The following is an 18,419-nucleotide window of genomic DNA, read 5'->3' as shown; positions in this document are numbered from 1 at the left end:
GCCGATGCAAGCAGGGTCACACCGGCACGCGCGGCGCCGACGGAAAGGGTCAGAGGCCGCCGGCCTGCCGGTACAGCCGCCAGAACGACTGGGCATAGGATTGCGCGAGCTCGGGCGCACGCTGGAACACGTTCACCGTTTCCGCATGCGCGGCCGCGCCTTCGGACAGCGTGGTCAGCGCGACGCTGTCGTCGACGATCACGAAGCGCGGGGCGGGATCGCCGTGCCGCGAATCGATCGCCACGTCGATACCGGAAGATTTCAGATAGCCCGCGCCGCTGTACCGGCCCGCGCGCGGCGAACGCACGAGCACGACACGCACCTCGACCCCGCGCGCGCGGGCCGCGCGCAGCGCGCTCGCGACCGCCGGCGGCACGTGCGTGTAGCCGGCCAGCAGCACGCGGCGCTGCGCCTGCCCGATCAGGTCGACGGTCGCGTCGGCCGCTGCATTGTCATACGAAAAGTATGTGCCGACCGATGCGGCATCGGACGGAATCTGGCTGGCGTGGGCGCTCGCCGCGCAGCAAAGCGCGGCGAGAAGGAAGGCGGCTGGTCTCATGGCGGGCGCCATTGTAGCGACGCCAATTCGCGTGGCAAGCACCACCTGAGAGGCTGCTGCGCCGGCGCAACACACAGCGCAAAACGGGTGCCTGGCGAACGGGCCAGCGCGCGTTTTTCATGCGGCCGATCAGCCCGCCGCGACGCGTGAGAGCCAGCTCGCCACGCCATCGACGGAGCGGAAATCCGCGAGGCTGCGCGCCGGCAGCGCCGGATAGGCACCACCGGCCATCTCGGCCAGCGCGCGGCCGGGACCGAGCTCGAGGAACGCGGTCGCACCGGCCTCCACGCACGCGGCCAGACAGGCCGCCCACTCGACCGGCTCCGCGACCTGCCGCGCAAGCTTGTCGAGGCCGGCGTCGACGTCCAGCACCGATGCGCCATCGATCCCCGAAAACAGCCGCGTGCCGGGCAGCGGCCGCCGTACGTCAGTCGCGGCGAGCGACGCGCGAAACACCGGCACGGCCGCGGCGAGCTGGCGCGTGTGCGACGCGATCCGCACGCAGACGGGCGCGACGCGCAGCGCGCCGGCGCGCGACGCATCGTCGGCCACCGCGTCGACATCGGCCTGCCGCCCCGCGACCACGAACGCGTCGCCGGGATTCGCGATCGCGATCGCCGCGTCGCGGCCGTCGCACAACCGCGCGAGTTGGGCACGCGTCAGGCCGCGTACGAACACCATCCGCTCGTCGCCGCCGCTCGCGGCATCCATCGCGCGCGCACGCGCGTCGGCCAGGTCGAGCGCGGCGTCCGATTCGATCATCCCAGCGACGCTCCACGACGCGACTTCGCCGACGCTGTAGCCGGCGACGCAGCGCCGGCGCGGCCACACCGCGTCGAGCAGCGCGGCGGCGGCGAGCGCCTGGACCGTGCAGAGAATCTGCGCGGCACGGTTCCCCCGCAGCGCGTCCGGCCCGGCCTGCCGGACCCACGCGCGCGGATCGTCGCCGAGGAGCCGGCCGGCGTGCGCGAACAGCGCGTCGGCCTGCGGCGCGGTGCCGGTCAGGTCGAACATGTCGGCGCGCTGTGCGCCCTGCCCCGAACAGAGGATGGCCAGCGTCATCGCGCACCCTCGTCAATTTCGAGCGCATCGACGAAGACGCTCATCGCGAGCAGGTCGGCCGCGCCGCCCGGGCTCAGCCGCCGTGCCACGAACGCCCGATGCGCGGCGGCCGCGCGCAGCCGCCAGTCGCGCGCCCGCACGCCGCCACGTGCCACGAACGCGCGTGCGGTTACCCGCGCGAACTCGAGGCCGGCCTGCCCGCCCCGGTGCAGCAGGTTCGTATCGTCGAGCGCGGCGATCAGCGCGAAGCATGCATCGACGCGCGCGGCTTCCGGATCGCCCGGCAGGTCACGCTGCGCGCGGCGCAGCGCGGGCAGCCCGACCGCATAGACGGTCGTGAAACCGTCGGCCGCCTCGCGACGTGCACCGCCGACGCCGTAGCGGCGGCTCGCGCGTTCGCCGTGGCTGTCGGGCAAGCGCGGGCCGCCGAGGATCTCGGCACCCCAGCGGCGGGAGACGATCGCACCGAGCGTCATTCCGACCGGTACGGCCCCCGGCGCCGCACGGCGGCCCGCGGCCGCACACAGCAGCCCGAGCCCGAAGATTGCGCCGCGATGCGTGTTGACGCCACCGGTCGCGGCGAGCATCGCGTGCTCGGCACGCAGGCCGATCTTGCGCAGCACGGCCATGTCCGCACCGCGCGCGCCCGCGTCGGCCAGCTCGGCGAAGTACGGCCGCAGCACGGCGGCGCTGCGGGCGAACGTCGCGGCGTCCATGTCGGTGTGACTGCCGGTGTCGACGTGACTGACGAGCCCCGGCTTCGGATAGGTCTCGATCTCGAGCACGAGGCTGCGCTCGGCCAGTTCGGCGATGCGCTCGGCCTCTGACGGCGCCGGTACGCGGCAGGCAGCCCATGCACTCATTGCACACCTCCGATGAATGCGTCGGCCGGCATCAGTTCGACGCTGATCGCGGTCTTGACCGCGACTTCACGCTGCCGCGTGTGCAGTTCGCGCCAGTTGACGCCCGCGCCGTCGTCGCGCAGCAGTTCGCCGTCGATGCGCATCGGCGCGCGCGCGTCGATCGCCGCGAGGCCGTCGAGCAGCGGCGCGAGCGACGCAGGGTCCGGCAGCGGGAACACGATGTCGAGATCGGACGACGTCCCCAGGTAGGGTTCGCCCGTCAGCGCCTGCCATGCGAGGCTGCCGAACACGCGGCCCGGCACGCCGTAACGCACGCCGAGCGCATCGAGTTCGCGCAACGCCGTGCGCCATGCGTCGGGCGCGGCGACAAGCACGTCGGACAACGCGGGCAGCGGGCCAACCGTCGCGAGCGCGTCGGCCGCCGCGTTCAGCGCGATGCGCCGCTTGCCCGCGGAAGGCGGCAGCGGCAGGCCAAGCGGCACGCGACCGGCATCGGCCTCGTCGGGCGACGCGCGGCGCACGATCAGCGGCCAGCCACGTTCGGCCCACGCGCGCACGAGCGGATCGGCCGCGAGCGCGGGATCGCGCGCGAATGCCGCGCCCCACCCCGCCGCCGTCAGCGTGACGAGCGTGTGGCGGCGCAGCGGCAGCTCAGCGTGCAGCACGCGCGAGTGCCTCGACGCGCCGGGCGACGTCGGCGGCAACCGGCCGGCCGCGTGACGCACGCCGGTCGACGCGGTCGGCCGGCTTGCCGAGCCATTCAACGACCTGCGCGTCGAGCGAGCGGGCCGGATCGAGCACGGCGTCGACGGCGCCCATCTTCACGAGATTGTCGAGCCCCGGCGCGAACACCGGCGTCGAGCGCGACATCTCCTTCAGCACGTCGATCGGCAGCTTGGTCACGCGCGACATCGACGGCAGGTCCATCACCTCCGGCTCTGCGCCCGGCACCGCGAGCAGCGTGCGCGTCGCGAGCGCGGTCGCGATGAACGCGCCGGCGGCCGTGTGGCCATACAGCACGCCGATCGTCCGGTGCCCGGCGAGATCCGCGTGCATCAGGCACTTCGCGAGATGCGACAGCCCTTCGTTCAGGCCGAGCAGTTCGTCACGCTTGCTCATCCGCTGGCTGTCGCTGTCGACCAGCACGAGGATCGGCGTGTCGCCGCCACGCTCGATCGTGTCGAGCACGTGCGACGCGAGCGTCAGCGCCTCGTCGATGCCGAACGGCAAACGGTCGGCGACGCCGATCACGTCGACGCGCTTGCCGGCCAGTTCCGCGTGGCCGGTCAGCAGCCCGCCGTGACGGGCGATCGAATGGCCTTGCGGGAACAGTGAATTCAATACTTCATCGAGCGTCATGCGGGCTCTCCTGCAGTTGGTCCGCGAGCGCGGCGAACGCATCGTCCGGCATCCCCGGGATCGCTTCCGGCGCCGATGCGCCCAGCGCACGCCACACGTCGAGCGCATCCTTGCATGCGCCGAACCGTTCGACCCGCGCTTCGAGGCGGGCCTGCTCCGCGCGCAGCATCGCCGCATCGAACGTCGGCGCACGGCCGATCAGCGCGAGCGCCGCCGCACGGAACGCGTCGGGCGTGTCGGCCACGTAGCGATCCGCACCGCCGATCAGCCGTCGGTGCTTGCCGCCCATCGTGCGCCAGATCAGCGCGCGGTCCTTCGCATCGAATTCCTCGACGCCGCGATTGGTCTCGATCACTTCGGGGCCCGACACGCTGATGCGGCCCTGCTCCGATACCGCGAGCGCCGAGCAGCACGCGGCGAGCAACCCGCCGCCGCCGTAGCAGCCCGCACGGCCGCCGATCAGCCCGATCACCGGCACACCGGCCGCGCGCGCTTCGACGAGCGCGCGCATGATCTCGGCAATCGCGAGTTCGCCCGCGTTCGCCTCCTGCAGCCGCACGCCCCCCGTATCGAACAGGATCAGCACCGGCTTGCCGGTGTCGCGCGCGGCCCGCAGCAGCCCGGTGAGCTTCGCGCCGTGCACTTCGCCGAACGCGCCGCCCATGAAGCGGCCTTCCTGCGCGGCGACGAACACCGGCTGGCCGTCGAGCCGGCCGTGGCCGACCACCATCCCGTCGTCGAACTGCTGCGGCAGGTCGAACAGCGACAGGTGCGGGCTCGTCACGCGCTCGGCCGGGCCGAGGAATTCGCTGAAGCTGCCGGCGTCCAGCAGCCCGTCGATGCGCTGCCGCGCCGATGCTTCGTACCAGCTCGCGGCATTCGCGACGAATGCGGGCGTATCGCGCGTATCGTGGATCGCGTCGTTCATCATGCGTCCCCCTCGATTGCCCGCACGGCTTGCGCGAGCCGCAGCGACACCATGTCGGGCCGCGCGCCGCCGTCGTTGATCGACAGCTTCAGGCCGCCCGGCGTGCGCCGCTCGACGAAATCCGCGACGACGGCCTGCCACACCGCGCCGAACCCGACCGCCGCCGTGTGGATGTCGATCTCGCATTCGTTGCCCGGCAGCACGCGTTCGACGAGCACTTCGAGATTGCCGGATGCCACCACGCCGACGAGCGCCGCGGACTGCTCGCCTTTCGCGCGCTCGCGCGCGGTGAAGCGATAGTTCAACTGTTCCATGCCCTTGTCCTTACCAGTTGCGGAACCGAGCCGGCGGTGCATACAGGCCGCCCGACCAGTGCACGAGATCCTTGATCGAACGCGCGGCGAGCCAGCGGCGGTCGGCATCGAGCGGATCGATGCCGAGATCCTCCGGGCGACGGATCACGCCGCGCTCGCGCAGCCGCTCGACCATCTTCCGGTCGCGGCCGCGGCCGATTTCCGTATAGCCGGCGACGCCGCGGATCGCGTGCTCGCGTTCGTCCTTGTCGCGGCACATCAGCAGGTTCGCGATCCCTTCCTCGGTGACGATGTGCGTGACGTCGTCGCCGTAGACCATGATCGGCGCGAGGTCGAGCTGCAGCTTGTCGGCGAGTTTGAGCGCATCGAGCTTCTCGACGAACATCGGCACGTTCTTGTCGCCGAACGTCTCGCCGATCTGCACGACGAGCTTGCGGCCGCGCCTGAGCGCCGCCGGCGTGTCGGGGTCGGCTTCCGCGCCCGCCTTCAGCCACGGCTCGCTCGGATGGCGCCGGCCGCGCGCGTCGCTGCCCATGTTCGGCGCGCCGCCGAAACCGGCGATACGCTCGGCCGTGACCGTCGACGAATGGCCGGACAGGTCGATCTGCAGCGTCGAGCCGATGAACATGTCGCACGCATAGAGGCCGGCGGTCTGGCAGAACGCGCGGTTCGAGCGCAGCGACCCGTCTGAGCCCGTGAACCAGATGTCGGAACGCGCGCGGATGTAGTCGTCCATCCCGACTTCCGAGCCGAAGCAGTGGATCTGCTCGACCCAGCCCGACTCGATCGCGGGAATCAGCGTCGGGTGCGGATTGAGCGCCCAGTGCGAGCAGACCTTGCCCTTCAGCCCGAGCTTCTCGCCGTAGGTCGGCAGCAGCAGCTCGATCGCGGCCGTGTTGAAGCCGATCCCGTGGTTCAGGCGCTTGATGCCGTACGGCGCGTAGATGCCCTTGATCGCGAGCATCGCGGTGAGGATCTGCGTTTCGGTGATCGCCGCCGGATCGCGCGTGAACAGCGGCTCGACGTAGAACGGCCGGCCGGCCTCGACGACGAAATGCACACGATCGCCCGGGATGTCGACACGCGGCACCTTGTCGACGATGCGGTCGACCTGCGCGATCACGATGCCGTCCTTGAACGCGGTGGCTTCGACGACGGTCGGCGTGTCTTCGGTGTTCGGGCCGGTGTAGAGATTGCCGTCGCGATCGGCGCTGACCGCGGCGATCAGCGCGACCTGCGGCGTGAGGTCGATGAAGTAGCGTGCGAACAGCTCGAGATAGGTGTGCACCGCGCCGAGCGCGATCTTGCCGCCGAACAGCAGCTTCGCGATGCGCTGCGACTGCGGGCCCGAATACGCGAAGTCGAGACGCTTCGCGATGCCGCGCTCGAACACGTCGAGATGCTCGGGCAGCACGACGCCCGACTGCACCATGTGCAGGTCGTGGATCTTCGCACTGTCGACGTCGGCGAGCGCCGTCGCGAGCAGATCGGCCTGCTTCTGGTTGTCGCCTTCGAGGCAGACGCGGTCGCCGGGCCGCAGCACCGCTTCGAGCAACGCCACGGTGTCGCGCGCATCGACCCGCTTGCCCTGCGCGTAAGCCGCGCCGGCCGCGAGCCGTGCATCGCGCGCCTGCCGCGCGTGATTCCATCCCGTCATGAACAGTTCTCCCGCTTCGATGGTTCAGCGGCATTCTAAGCCTGGCGCCGCCGCCGATTGATGATGTTGACGAATGCGACTCAGAGGACGCCGCGATGGATGCGGCCCGCGCACGCGCCGCCCATCGGTCGGGCCTACGCGCCGACCAGCGCGCGCGTCGTGAAGAACAGCAGCGACGGGCCGAGCAGGCAGCCGACGCCCGTGTGGAACGTCGCGACCAGCGCGCCGTACGGGACGAGCCGTCGGTCGGTCGCGGCGAGCCCCGCGCTCACGCCGCTGACGGTGCCGGCCAGGCCGCCGAAGATCATCGCGGAGCGCGGTGTCTTCAGGCCCATGAAGTTGGCCGCGACCGGCGTGCCGACCATCACGATGATCGCCTTGACCAGCCCCGTCGCGATGCTGAGCGCGATCACGTCGGAGCTTGCACCGATCGCCGCGCCCGTGACGGGGCCGACGATGTAGGTGACGGCGCCCGCGCCGATCGTCGTCATGCTGACCGCGTCGGTATAGCCGAAGGCGCGCGCGATGCACGCGCCGACGATGAACGGCAGCACGGTGCCGAGCAGCAGCGACACGACGCCGACGAGCCCGGCCTTGCGCGCCTCGGTCGGCTGCACTTCGAACGCGGTCGCGACGATCGCGAAATCGCGCAGCATCGCGCCGCCCATCAGGCCGATGCCGGCGAACAGCTTGACGTCGGCCAGCCCCTTCTCGCCGCCGGTGAATGCGCCGCCGACATAGGCCAGCACGAGACCGATCACGATCGCGATCGCGGAGCCGTGCACGCGGCCGAACGTGAGCTTGCGCGACGCGATCGACGACAGCCACATGATCAGGCCGACCAGCGCGAACGACGCAACGAGCCCGTTGTGGGCGACGGTTTTTTCGAGCATCTGCAGCATGGCGGCCTCCGTTACTGTTCTTCGAATTGCGGCACGCCCGCGAAGGCCGTGTCGTCGCGCCCGGTGCGCACAAGTACCGCGATGCAGCATGCGCAGATCGCGACCGCGCCGACGGCGGCCAGCAGCGCGACCGGGCCGCCCTTCAGCGCGGCGACGACGTTCTGGTTCGCGGCCATCGCGACGACGACGGGGATGTACATCGCGCCCCAGAAACCGACGCCGGCCTCGGTCTCCTTCGGCAGCCAGCCGCGGCGGTGCAGCCACAGGCGCAGGCAGATCAGCAGCAGCATCGCGATGCCGACGCCGCCGACGTTGGTCTTCACGCCGATCGCGCTGCCGAGCAGGTCGCCGAGGAACAGTCCGGCCAGGTGGCAGAACGCCAGCAGCGCGGTTCCGTAGATGATCATGAGTCGTCTCCAGTCTCTTCGTGACGGGCGCCTGACGCGTGCGGGAGCCAGGCCCGCACGCCGATCCCGGGCGGACTGTCTGTCTCCTGCGGCGGGGCGCCGCGGCCCGGCGGCTCGTCGTGCGAGCGCGTTCTCGGGGTCGATGGGATGATGCGGTTTCGGGCCGGACGCCGGATGGCTTAGACTGACCGATGCCATCGGCGGCGCGACACGGGCTACGCGTCCGGTGCCCCCCATTGGCGGAGGCCGCACTGGCGCGTGATCCGATACTAGCGCCGCACAATCCGGCCATTTATGAAGTTGTCGAAACCGATTCAGTGGATTTAGCAATGCGCCCGTTACCGCCCGAGCTGCTGCGCAGCTTCGTCGCCGTCGCCCAGTCCGGCAGCTTCACCGCCGCGTCCGAGCGCGTGAGCCTGTCGCAGTCGACCGTCAGCCAGCATATCCGCCGCCTCGAGGAGCTGCTCGACCGGCCGCTGTTCGAGCGCGACACGCGCAACGTGCACCTGTCGCAGCACGGCGACGCGCTGTTCCGCTACGCGGTGCGCATTCTCGAACTGATGGACGAGGCCGTCACGTCGGTGTGCGGGCCGCCGCTGTCGGGCAAGGTGCGGCTCGCGATGTCGGAGGATTTCGCGTCGGCGCACCTGACGGCCGCGCTCGCGAGCTTCGTGCAGCGCAATCCGGACGTCGAGCTCGCGATCTCGACCGGGCTGTCGGGCGACCTGTTCGACGCGCTCGACGAGGGGCGGCACGATCTCGTGTTCGCGAAGCGCATCGCCGGCAGCCGACGCGGCCGCGTGATCCGCAGCGAGCCGCTGTACTGGTGCACGGGCCCCGATTCGCGGATCACCGGCCATGAGGCCGTGCTGCCGCTCGCGATGCATCCGGAGCCGAGCGTGTCGCGCCGCCGCGTGCTCGAATCGCTCGAGGCCATCGGGCGGCCGTACCGGATCGCGGTCGTGAGCAGCAGCGTCGCGGTGTTGCGCGCTGCCGCGAGCGCGGGGCTCGGCGTCAGCGCGTTCGCCGGCTACGTGATCCCGGCCGGGCTCGCGCGGCTCGACGCCGGGCTGCCCGAACTCGGCGAACTCGAATACGTGATCGACCGGCCGACGGCCGCGTCGCGGTCGACGCTCGCACTCGAAGCGACGCTGATTACAGCCGCTTCGGAGTTGTAGCCGCGCCTGGCGCGACCCACACAGGGGGCGCCGCACCCGCACCTGACAGCTTTGCCCGGAACGCGTCATCGTCCACGCAGCACTCGCTCGCGACAATGGGACCCATCGGAACGCACCGCGCATCGCCGCGCGCGTCCGGTACCCGTCCCCTTGATCGGAGCCCGCCATGAACAACGTCCTGCGATTCGCCGTCGCGACCGCTGCAGCCGCCTTGCTCTCCCCCGCCTTTGCCCAGACCGACGCTTCGGCCCCGGCACAACAGGGCCTGACACGCGCGGAAGTCATCGACCAGCTCAAGCAGGCCTATCTCGACGGCGAACTGCCGACCAACGACGGCAACTACCCGCCGGACGCCGCGACACGTTCGCGCAACCGCGAACTCGTGCAGGCCGTGAGCCCGGCGTGGCTGGCCCACACGCCGCCCGCCAGCCAGGCGACGTCGCAGCAATGACCGGCGCCGCCGCGCCGGCGCAACGCAATCAGGATCACGGCAGGAAGCTGCGGCGCCGCGCGTCGATCAGCTCGACGAGCAGGCGGTCGCGTTCGGCCGCGAGCTCCTGCATCGAGTGCTCGCCCTGGATCGTGCGCAATGCGTCGTTCAGCTTGCGATCGACTTCCGGATCAAATGACGGCGTGCCGAGATCGTCCCACCAGCTCGTGATCGGCCCCGACAGGTGTTCGAGAAAGTGCGCGATCCCGCCCGCGCCGCCGCCGAGGTGATAGGTCAGGCATTGCCCCATCAACCCCCAGCGCAGGCCGGGCCCCCATGCGACGGCCTTGTCCGCATCGGCCACGCTCACCACGCCTTCGCCGACGAGGTGATACACCTCGCGGAACAGCGCGGCCGCGAGCCGGTTCGCGACGTGGCCGGTCATTTCCTTGTTGAGGACGATCGTCTGCTTGCCGAGCGCATCGTAGAAATCCTTCACGCGCGCGATCACGTCCTGGCTGGTGGCATCGCCGCCGACCAGCTCGACGAGTGGAATCAGGTGCGGCGGATTGAACGGATGCGCGATCAGGCAACGCTCCGGATGCTTGTCGCACGCGGTCTGGATGTCCGACATCTTCAGGCCCGACGAGCTCGACGCGATCGGCACGTGCGCGGGCAGCACGTCGTCCATCTGCCGGTACAGCTCCCGCTTCAGGTCGAGCCGCTCCGGGCCGTTCTCCTGCACGAAGTCGACGCCGTCGAGCGCACGCACGAGATCGGCGTCGAACGACAGCCGCGCGGAAAGTTCGGCGGCCCGGTCGCCGAGAAACGCGGCCAGCGCGTCGCGCAACCGCGTGTCGGCTTGCGGCGCCGGATCGGTCGCGACGACGTCGAAACCCTGCGTCAGATAGAAGGCGGCCCAGCTCGCGCCGATCACGCCGGCGCCGACGATCGCGATGCGTCGAATGTCCATGATTGTCCCGTGTCGTTGGTCTGCCAATAGATGGCGGCGATTGTCGCATCGAATCGCGCGGGCCTGCATTGACGCAGATTGCGGATTCCCTCTTGAAATGCGCTTCGGCTGCCACTAATTACACGTCGTCGGGCCGTGCAGCATGCAGCGCACCGCCCCCGTTTCGACCCAGTGGAGCTTCCACGACGCGCCCGCCGCAGGCGTCGCGCCGTCACGTCTCCCGCGTTCCCTGTTCAGGAGGACCAACATGAGCGGTATCCATTTCGGCAGCGACCTGTTCGACGAATTCGCCCGCGTGCAGCGGCAAGTGGCCAGCCTGCTCGGCGATCGTCCGGCCGGCATTCGCGCGGTACGGCCCGGCGCCTTTCCCGCGCTCAACGTCGGTGCCACCGACGGCGCGATCGAGATCGTCGCGTTCGCACCCGGCATGGCCGCGGCCGACTTCGACGTGTCGATCGACAAGGACCTGCTGACGATCAGCGGCGAGCGCAAGCCCGCGCCGCGCGGCGAAGGCGACGATCTGCGCACCTATGCGCAGGAACGCTTTCACGGCGCATTCCGCCGTGTCGTCGAGCTGCCGCGGGACGCGGATCCCGACCAGGTCAGCGCCCGCTACGAAAACGGCTGCCTGCTGATTCGCGTCGGCCGGCGCGAGGCATCGAAGCCGCGTGCGATCACCATTCAATAATATTCAGGATACCGACATGAACGCGAACCCGACCCTGGCCGAGCGTCAGACCAACACCGTTCACCCCGCTGCCGCCGAAGCGGCCCGCCGTCCCGCGATCACGCCGGCCGTCGACATTGTCGAGAATCATCTCGGCGTCACGCTGCGGGCCGACCTGCCCGGCGTGCCGCGCGAGAACCTCGACGTGAAGGTGCACGACAACACGCTGACGATCGAAGCCGACACGCGTCTCGACACGCCGGCCGACCTGCGCGTGCGCCACGCCGAAATCCGCGCGACGCGCTATGCGCGCAGCTTCGTGCTGAGCCCGGACCTCGACACGTCGAGGATCGACGCGAACCTGCGCGACGGCGTGCTGACGCTGACGATTCCACGCCGCGAGGAAACGCGCCCGCGCCGCATCGACGTGACGGCCGGCAACGCGTAAGCATTGGTGCATGCCGTGATCCCGCACGCATGAAGAAGCCCCGCCGGGTACGCGCCCGGCGGGGCTTTCTTTTACGACGTGCGGTGCGATCAGTCGAAGTCGAACAGGTCGAACACCGATTTCTTGCGACGCCGGCCGTCGTGCGAGCGGCCATCGTGTCTGTCACGGCTGTCGTGCGAGCGAGCGTCGCGCCCCCACCCGCCATCGTGGCCGCGCGGTGCTTGCGCATCGTGTCGCACAGGGGCTTCATCGCGGCGCGCGGGCGCATCGCCGGTTTCGCGCGCAATCAGCTTGTCGAGTTCGCCGCGATCGAGCCACACGCCGCGGCAGGTTGGACAGTAGTCGATCTCGATCGACTGGCGCTCGGCCATCAGCAGGTCGGGCGTCTTGCAGACAGGGCATTTCATCGCGCTTCTCCTTTCCGTGCGAATTTCGTCTGGATTCCATATGACGCGCGTGATGCCTGCCACCTCAGCGGCAGCCGGGTCACGCGCGCCGGATCAGTGGCCATCCGTCGGTGCCGAGCGCTTCGTCTTCGCGCGCCGCGCCAGCATGTTCATGCCTTCGACGAAGGCCGAGAACGCCATTGCCGCGTAGATATAGCCCTTCGGCACATGCGAACCGAAACCTTCGGCGATCAGCGTCATGCCGATCACGACCAGGAACGACAGCGCGAGCATCACGATGGTCGGGTTGCGGTCGATGAAGCGTGCGAGCGGCTGTGCGGCGAACAGCATCACGGCGACGGCGACGATCACGGCGACGAACATGATCGGCACGTGCTCGGTCATGCCGATCGCGGTCACGATGCTGTCGATCGAGAACACGATGTCGAGCATCACGATCTGGCCGATCGCGGCCCACATCGTCAGGCCGACCGCCCCGCCCGAACCGCCCGCGCCTTCACCGTCGCGCGACACGTGGTGATGAATCTCGGTGGTCGCCTTCCACACGAGGAACAGGCCGCCCGACAGCAGGATCAGGTCACGCCACGAGAACGCATGGTCGAGCAGCGTGAACACGGGTTCGGTGAGGCTCGCGATCCATGCGACGCTGCCGAGCAGCGCGAGGCGCATCACCAGCGCGAGCGCGATGCCGAGGCGCTGCGTGCGGGCCCGCTGCGCCTCGGGCAGCTTGTTGCTGAGGATCGAGATGAAGATCAGGTTGTCGATGCCGAGCACGACTTCCATCACGACGAGCGTCAGGAGCGCCGCCCAGACGGCGGGGTCAACGGCAAGCGTCAGCAGGTAGTCCATGAGATGGGCCGATACGAAAGTGGAAAGCCCGATCATAGGCCGCCCCGAACTTCGGAAAAATCAGAGAGAATCTGAATTTTGGTTCGGTTTTTCCGAAATTTTGCTCCGATGCTCAATTTCCGACATCTGTACTACTTCTGGGTCGTCGTGAAGGAAGGCGGCTTCGCGCGCGCGGCCGCGCGGCTCGACATGGCCGTGCAGACCATCAGCGCGCAGGTGCGCGAGCTCGAAAAAGCGCTCGGGCACCAGTTATTGCGCCCGGCCGGGCGCGGCGTCACGATGACCGACGCCGGCCAGGCCGCGTTTGCGCGCGCGGAGGTGATCTTCGAGATGGGACGGCTGATCCCCGACGAAGTGCGCGCGGCGGCCAGCCAGCCGACCGTGCGGCTCGCGGTCGGCCTCGCGGACGGCATCTCCAAGCTCGCCGCGCACGCGATCCTTGCACCCGTGCTGGATACGCCCACGCTGCGGCTGCTGTGCCACGAAGGCGAGCACGATGCGCTGCTCGCGGAGCTGGCGCTGCATCATCTCGATCTGGTGCTGGCCGGCCAGGGCGCGCCGTCCGGCTCGAACCTGCGGGTGACGAGCGAGCGGCTCGTCGCGTCGCCGGTCGACTGGTATGGCCCCGCGGCGCTCGTCACGCCGGCCGCGCGGCAGCACTTTCCGCAGTGCCTCGCCGACCTGCCCGTGCTGTTGCCGACCGCGCATTCCGCGCTGCGCGCGCGCCTCGACCTGTGGCTGGAAGGTGAACGGATCGTGCCGCGCGTGGCCGGGGAATTCGAGGACAGCGCGCTGATGGCCGTGTTCGCGGCGCGCGGCCTCGGCGTGTTCCCGTTGAGCGAACTCGGCGCGAACGACGCGTCGCTGCTGCGCGGGTTGCGCCGGCTCGGGCGTGCCGGCGACGTGACCGAGGAGATCCACGCGATCCGCTCGCGGCGCGGCGAACACCATCCGCTGACGTCGCAATTGCTGGCCGCGGCACGCGGCGCTTCGGCCGACTGAAGCGAGCGCGACATCAAAGGAAACTATAATGACGCCCCGGCCTTACGAGATTGCCGCGCGCTTCATCCAGGCACCGCCGTTGCGCGGCCTCTCGCCAAGCCTTCTGAAAGACGCCATGCACAACCGATTTCGCCTGTTTTCCGTTTCGTGCGCGCTCGCGGCCGCGACCGTGCTGGCGGCGTGCTCGTCGCCGCCCAAGCCGATCTACCAGCAGGAACAGTTCGACGCGACCAGCAGCCCGTACGCGCATACGTTCCACTCGAAATCCGACGCAGCCTGCGAGGCCGCGCGGCGCGCGCTGCTGAGCCAGGGCTATGTGGTGTCGTCGTCGCGCAACGATGCGGTCGACGGCAGCAAGAATTTCCAGCCGAACAACGACATGCACGTCGTGATCGAGTTTCACGTCGTGTGCGCGGACGCGAACGCGGACGGCACGTCGAGCATCGCGTACGTGAACGCGGTGCAGGATCGCTATACGCTGAAGAAGTCGAATACGTCGGCCAGTGTCGGCTTGAGCGTGTTCGGCTCGCTGTCGCTGCCGATCGGGTCGAGCGACGACGCGCTCGTCAAGACCGCCAGCGAGACGATTCCCGCCGGCGTGTTCTATGAGCGCTTTTTCAATCTCGTCGAGCATTTCCTGAAGATCGACCCGGCCCGCCGCGACCGCGCGACCGTCAAGGCCGCCGAGAAGGAACCCGTCGCGCCGCTGCCCGAACCCGCGCCGACGCCGCAAGGCGAGCCGATGAAGATGACGACCCCGGTCGTGCCGACGCCGCCCGCGGCGCCGGTGCCGCTTTCGTTGCCGGCGGTCGCGCCCGAGTCGGGGGCGAACGCCGTGCCGGCCGCCGCGTCGGCCGTGGTTGCGCCGGCGGCGATGCGGGCTGCCGCGCCGGCGGCGGCGTCGGGTGCGGGGGCGGTATCGGCTTCGGGTGGGGCGCCTGCAGCGGCCGCGTCGTCGACGCCCGCTCCGGCGTCCGGATCGGCGTCCGCGCCGGTTTCGGCTTCCGTGCCTGCATCCGCTTCCGGCCCGGCATCGTCGCCCGCTGCTTCGACACCGGCCGCCACAACACCGACACCGGTCGCACCGGCGCCTGCACCCACCGCTTCGGCCCCCGTATCGGCATCGGCGCCCTCGAGCGCATCGCCCGCGCCTGCCGCCGCCAACCCCGTCGCCTCGTCCGCACCGTCCGGCGCGAGCGCACCGGCCGCACACTGACCGGCCGTCCGTATCGTCGCGCGGCCATATCCGGCGCCGCGCGACGATACGCACACTTCTCCCTCATTCATCACGGGAATCTCAGCGCCGCCGGCTGCATACCCGTTGTGTCGCTGACGTTGCTTCGATGCTTCGCGACGGTGTATGCGCAGCCGATGCCGACGTTCGCCGGGATCGACTGCCGTCCGGCCGTCCTCCGACAGGCCGGCTAGCGCCGGCCGCCCCCGCCTTCTGCAACACCGCACGCAGCGTCTGCATCGGCTCGACGGTCGCCGTCGCGTCATCGCAGACGATCGCAGAGATATCCGTCGTCGACCACCATCCGGCCGTCCCACGACAAACCGGCTGGCGCCGGCCGCCCCGCCTACCGCAACGCCGCACGCAGCGTCTGCATCGGCTCGACGGTCACCGTCACGTCATCACAGACGATCGCAGAGATATCCGTCATAGACCGCCACCCAGCCGTCCCACGACAAACCGGCTGGCGCCGGCCGCCCCCCCTACCGCAACGTCGCACGCAGCGTCTGCATCTGCTCGACGGTCGCCGTCACGCCGCCGCAGACGATCACGGCGATCTCCTTCGCCGACGCGAGCCCGGCCACTGGCCGCTCGAGCGCGGCCAGCGCGGCGCCGCACGCGGGCTCGACGACGATCCGGTGCTCGTCGAGGAAACGCAGCGAGGCGGCCACCGCCTCGGCATCGGACACGACAACCGGGTGAATCTCGTGTCGCGCGGCCCACTCGACCGCCGCGTCGCACGGCCGCTTCGCGCCGAGCGACGTCGCGATGCTCGTGATTGCCGGCAATTCGACCCCATGCCCCTGCGCGAGCGAGCGCGCATAGCAGTCGGCGCCTTCCGTTTCGGCCGCGACCACCGGCACGTCGTGCCAGCCGTTGCGCGCCAGCCCTTCGAGCACGCCACACAGCAGCCCGCCGCCGCCGACCGCGAGCACGATCGCGTCGGGCTTCGGGCCGGCCGCCGCCATCTCGTCGATCATCGTCGCGTGGCCCTGCCACAGCACGCGATCGTCGAACGGATGCACGAACGCATCATGCTCGCCGAGCGCCGACTGCGCGAACGCATTCGCCTCGGCCCAGCTCGCCCCGTGCACGACGAGCTCGGCGCCCTCGACGCGGATCAGCTCGCGTGCACGGGCCGACGCGCTTTCCGGTACGACGACGAGCACCGGCACGCCGAGCTCGCGGCCGCAATACGCGACCGCGATGCCCGCGTTGCCGCCCGACGACGACACGAAGCGCCGCGCGCCGGCCGCGTGCCGCGCTTCGCAGACGGCGCCGATGCCGCGCAGCTTGAACGAGCCCGACGGCTGCAGCGCATCGAGCTTCAGCCGGATGGTCCTGCCGAGCCGGCGGGATGCGATTGGCGAGCAAAGATAAGGGGTCGGGATATGAAGCGGCATGGGGCGGGACCAATGGAAACGGAGGAAACGGGGGGGAACGCACGCGACGTGCAACGGCGAGCGGCAATGACGGTCATCGTACGGCACGCCTCCCATGCTTTCCAATACCATCGAATGGCGTTTGCTATGCTCGACAGGTATATCAATGAACCTGAAGGGATGCCGCATGCGCCAGATCGAATTGCGTCACCTGCGCTACTTCGTGGCCGTCGCGCAAGCCGGCAGCGTGATGGCCGGCGCCCGCGCGGCCGGCATCGTCCAGCCCGCGCTGTCGCGACAGATCCGCGAGCTCGAGGACGCGATCGGCACGCCGCTGCTGGTGCGTCGCGCAACGGGCGTCACGCTCACGGCGGCCGGCGCCAGCTTCCTGCAGGACGCGACCGGCCTGCTCGCGACGCTGCAGGACAGCCGTGAGCGCGCGCTGCGCAGCGCGGCCGGCCAGCTGGGCGAGTTGCGGCTCGGTGCGTTGCCGAACTGCCTGCCGCTGCCCGTCGTCGGCACCGTCCTCAAGGCGTTTCGCGACGCGTGCCCGGACGTGAAGCTGTCGATCGCGCCGATGCTGTCGGCCGAACAGGCGAATGCGCTGATGCGCGGCCAGCTCGACGGCGGGATCATGGCGTGGCGTCAGGACGAGGCGCCGCACCTGTCGGGCGTGCGGCTGCTGAGCGACCGCTTCGTGCTCGCGATGCCCGCGCCGCCGGGCGGACGCTTCACCGCGCCGCGCACACTGGCCGACGTCGCGAACGAACCGTTCGTCTGGTTCGACGCGCAGCGCTCCGCCGCGCACCACCGGTTCCTGATGGCGCAGTGCCAGCAGGCCGGCTTCACGCCGCGCATCGCGCAGGTCGGCAGCGACATTCCGACGTTGATCGGCCTCGTCGCGGCCGGGATGGGCTGTGCATTCGTGCCGGAAAGCGCGTCGCCGACCTGCCCGCACACGGTCCGGCTCGTCGCGCTCGACGAACTCGCGCGCCGCTTCGACATCGAGTTCGTGTTCGACGGTGCGGCCGTGCCCCCGTCGCCCGTCGTCGCGCGGTTTCTCGAGGCCGTGCGTGATGCGACCGGCGAAGCGAGCGAAGCGGGCTGAGCGGACAGCAGGTGCGGCGACCTCACCCGGCACTTGAGCGACCCGATTCGCGATGCCGAATGACGGGCGCAATCCCCTCCCGCCCAACTGTCGCTTCGACTGCCGAAACACGCTAAACAACCGCATCTTTTCCACGAAAATTCTTACAAAACGACGACACCGGACGCCGCAGCACCGGTGTTTTTAAATTGGCACCAAAAACGGCCGTTTAACGTCGCTTCGAATTGTCATGGTGCGAAATATACTGCGCGCGCATCCAACCCTCGTGCCAAAGAGAGGATGCGTTTCCGCCCCGGTCACGGTCCCCCTGTGATCGGGGCTTTTTTTGGCCGCGGGCCTTGTCTGCAAAGGGTTTTCGGCGACGATGCGAGATTCGCCTGGCGTGATGCCGACCGCCTGCTCGGCCCGTCCGATCCGCACGGCCACCCATCGCCGGGAAGTCGGTGGGCGGCTTCCCGCTCATCCGGCGGGAGCGAGCGTCAGCCCGCGTCGAAGCGCCGATGGATCGCGATCTCCCGCCCTGAAGCCGCATGCCGACCTTTACAAATATCTTTCACAAAAACATCGCTTTCGCCCGCCCCATCGCCGGGCTTCAAGCGCTCGCTGCATTGTTGACATGAAATCAAGATAATTTCGTCCGGACCCGGCTTTTTCCGCAAAAGTCATGCAGGCACACTTCACCCTGTCCTC

The 18,419-nt window shown here is 69.7% G+C and carries 21 protein-coding genes; 7 read left to right on the top strand and 14 right to left on the bottom strand.

Annotated elements, in window-relative coordinates; all coding sequences use genetic code 11:
* Positions 1-49: 49 nt before the first annotated feature.
* From QZM35_RS17945 to madL, 10 genes are all read right to left on the bottom strand, one after another.
* Positions 50-571: a phospholipase D-like domain-containing protein gene (locus QZM35_RS17945; RefSeq protein WP_089424988.1), complete on the bottom strand. Its 522-nt coding sequence runs from the start codon at positions 569-571 to the stop codon at positions 50-52.
* Between the two features lie 117 nt (positions 572-688).
* Entirely contained in the window at positions 689-1,621 is a 933-nt protein-coding gene (locus tag QZM35_RS17940; protein WP_301776543.1) for an acyltransferase domain-containing protein, read from the bottom strand.
* Positions 1,618-2,484 carry a triphosphoribosyl-dephospho-CoA synthase MdcB gene (gene mdcB, locus QZM35_RS17935; protein WP_301776542.1) on the bottom strand — a complete coding sequence of 289 codons (867 nt, stop codon included), beginning with the start codon at positions 2,482-2,484 and terminating at the stop codon, positions 1,618-1,620. The genes QZM35_RS17940 and mdcB overlap by 4 nt, the downstream gene beginning before the upstream one ends.
* Positions 2,481-3,149 (bottom strand): malonate decarboxylase holo-[acyl-carrier-protein] synthase, encoded by a 669-nt coding sequence (gene mdcG / locus QZM35_RS17930; RefSeq protein ID WP_301776541.1) that lies wholly within the window; start codon positions 3,147-3,149, stop codon positions 2,481-2,483. Before mdcG ends, mdcB begins: the two co-directional genes overlap by 4 nt.
* Positions 3,136-3,843: a biotin-independent malonate decarboxylase subunit gamma gene (mdcE, locus tag QZM35_RS17925; protein ID WP_301776540.1), complete on the bottom strand. Its 708-nt coding sequence runs from the start codon at positions 3,841-3,843 to the stop codon at positions 3,136-3,138. The genes mdcG and mdcE overlap by 14 nt, the downstream gene beginning before the upstream one ends.
* Positions 3,830-4,774: a biotin-independent malonate decarboxylase subunit beta gene (locus QZM35_RS17920; RefSeq protein ID WP_301776539.1), complete on the bottom strand. Its 945-nt coding sequence runs from the start codon at positions 4,772-4,774 to the stop codon at positions 3,830-3,832. The genes mdcE and QZM35_RS17920 overlap by 14 nt, the downstream gene beginning before the upstream one ends.
* Complete coding sequence (gene mdcC / locus QZM35_RS17915; RefSeq protein ID WP_301776538.1) at positions 4,771-5,085, bottom strand: malonate decarboxylase acyl carrier protein; 315 nt, start codon at positions 5,083-5,085, stop codon at positions 4,771-4,773. The genes QZM35_RS17920 and mdcC overlap by 4 nt, the downstream gene beginning before the upstream one ends.
* Positions 5,086-5,095: 10 nt before the next feature.
* Entirely contained in the window at positions 5,096-6,742 is a 1,647-nt protein-coding gene (gene mdcA / locus QZM35_RS17910; RefSeq protein ID WP_301776537.1) for a malonate decarboxylase subunit alpha, read from the bottom strand.
* A gap of 134 nt (positions 6,743-6,876) precedes the next feature.
* The gene (gene madM / locus QZM35_RS17905; RefSeq protein ID WP_027784056.1) at positions 6,877-7,644 is read right to left on the bottom strand and encodes a malonate transporter subunit MadM; all 768 of its coding nucleotides are present in this window, start codon (positions 7,642-7,644) and stop codon (positions 6,877-6,879) included.
* An 11-nt stretch (positions 7,645-7,655) separates the two neighbouring features.
* Positions 7,656-8,051, bottom strand: coding sequence for a malonate transporter subunit MadL (madL, locus tag QZM35_RS17900; RefSeq protein WP_034186756.1), 396 nt, complete (start codon positions 8,049-8,051; stop codon positions 7,656-7,658).
* 329 nt (positions 8,052-8,380) lie between these two features.
* Here madL and QZM35_RS17895 point away from each other — a divergent pair, with 329 nt between their 5' ends.
* Positions 8,381-9,229, top strand: coding sequence for a LysR substrate-binding domain-containing protein (locus QZM35_RS17895; RefSeq protein ID WP_089430873.1), 849 nt, complete (start codon positions 8,381-8,383; stop codon positions 9,227-9,229).
* A 166-nt stretch (positions 9,230-9,395) separates the two neighbouring features.
* The gene (locus QZM35_RS17890) at positions 9,396-9,680 is read left to right on the top strand and encodes a DUF4148 domain-containing protein (RefSeq protein ID WP_089424981.1); all 285 of its coding nucleotides are present in this window, start codon (positions 9,396-9,398) and stop codon (positions 9,678-9,680) included.
* 34 nt (positions 9,681-9,714) lie between these two features.
* Here QZM35_RS17890 and QZM35_RS17885 read toward each other — a convergent pair whose 3' ends face one another.
* On the bottom strand, positions 9,715-10,632 hold the full coding sequence (locus QZM35_RS17885; protein ID WP_089424980.1) for a 3-hydroxyacyl-CoA dehydrogenase NAD-binding domain-containing protein: 918 nt from the start codon (positions 10,630-10,632) through the stop codon (positions 9,715-9,717).
* Between the two features lie 247 nt (positions 10,633-10,879).
* Between QZM35_RS17885 and QZM35_RS17880 the strand changes: the two genes are divergently transcribed.
* A complete protein-coding gene (locus QZM35_RS17880) occupies positions 10,880-11,320 on the top strand; it encodes an Hsp20/alpha crystallin family protein (RefSeq protein WP_089430871.1) in 441 nt (146 codons plus the stop codon).
* A 16-nt stretch (positions 11,321-11,336) separates the two neighbouring features.
* On the top strand, positions 11,337-11,747 hold the full coding sequence (locus QZM35_RS17875; RefSeq protein ID WP_089494554.1) for an Hsp20/alpha crystallin family protein: 411 nt from the start codon (positions 11,337-11,339) through the stop codon (positions 11,745-11,747).
* An 89-nt stretch (positions 11,748-11,836) separates the two neighbouring features.
* On the opposite strand, the gene QZM35_RS17870 is transcribed toward QZM35_RS17875, so the two are convergent.
* Both QZM35_RS17870 and QZM35_RS17865 read right to left on the bottom strand, forming a co-directional pair.
* Positions 11,837-12,154 (bottom strand): zf-TFIIB domain-containing protein, encoded by a 318-nt coding sequence (locus QZM35_RS17870; protein WP_089424977.1) that lies wholly within the window; start codon positions 12,152-12,154, stop codon positions 11,837-11,839.
* Positions 12,155-12,247: 93 nt separating this feature from the next.
* A complete protein-coding gene (locus tag QZM35_RS17865) occupies positions 12,248-13,003 on the bottom strand; it encodes a TerC family protein (protein WP_089430869.1) in 756 nt (251 codons plus the stop codon).
* 108 nt (positions 13,004-13,111) lie between these two features.
* Here QZM35_RS17865 and QZM35_RS17860 point away from each other — a divergent pair, with 108 nt between their 5' ends.
* Positions 13,112-14,005, top strand: a complete 894-nt coding sequence (locus tag QZM35_RS17860; protein ID WP_301776536.1) for a LysR family transcriptional regulator — start codon at positions 13,112-13,114, stop codon at positions 14,003-14,005.
* A gap of 115 nt (positions 14,006-14,120) precedes the next feature.
* Positions 14,121-15,221 carry a DUF2242 domain-containing protein gene (locus QZM35_RS17855; RefSeq protein ID WP_301776535.1) on the top strand — a complete coding sequence of 367 codons (1,101 nt, stop codon included), beginning with the start codon at positions 14,121-14,123 and terminating at the stop codon, positions 15,219-15,221.
* Between the two features lie 500 nt (positions 15,222-15,721).
* On the opposite strand, the gene QZM35_RS17850 is transcribed toward QZM35_RS17855, so the two are convergent.
* Positions 15,722-16,642: a pyridoxal-phosphate dependent enzyme gene (locus QZM35_RS17850; RefSeq protein WP_175239746.1), complete on the bottom strand. Its 921-nt coding sequence runs from the start codon at positions 16,640-16,642 to the stop codon at positions 15,722-15,724.
* A 166-nt stretch (positions 16,643-16,808) separates the two neighbouring features.
* Between QZM35_RS17850 and QZM35_RS17845 the strand changes: the two genes are divergently transcribed.
* A complete protein-coding gene (locus tag QZM35_RS17845) occupies positions 16,809-17,729 on the top strand; it encodes a LysR family transcriptional regulator (RefSeq protein ID WP_089425879.1) in 921 nt (306 codons plus the stop codon).
* The last annotated feature ends 690 nt before the right edge of the window (positions 17,730-18,419 follow it).

It is taken from the genome of Burkholderia sp. AU45274 (genome assembly GCF_030482505.1).
In the GTDB taxonomy this organism is placed as follows: Bacteria; Pseudomonadota; Gammaproteobacteria; order Burkholderiales; family Burkholderiaceae; genus Burkholderia.
The sequence above is the reverse complement of the archived record's forward strand: the minus strand, read 5'-3'. Positions and strand labels throughout refer to the sequence as shown.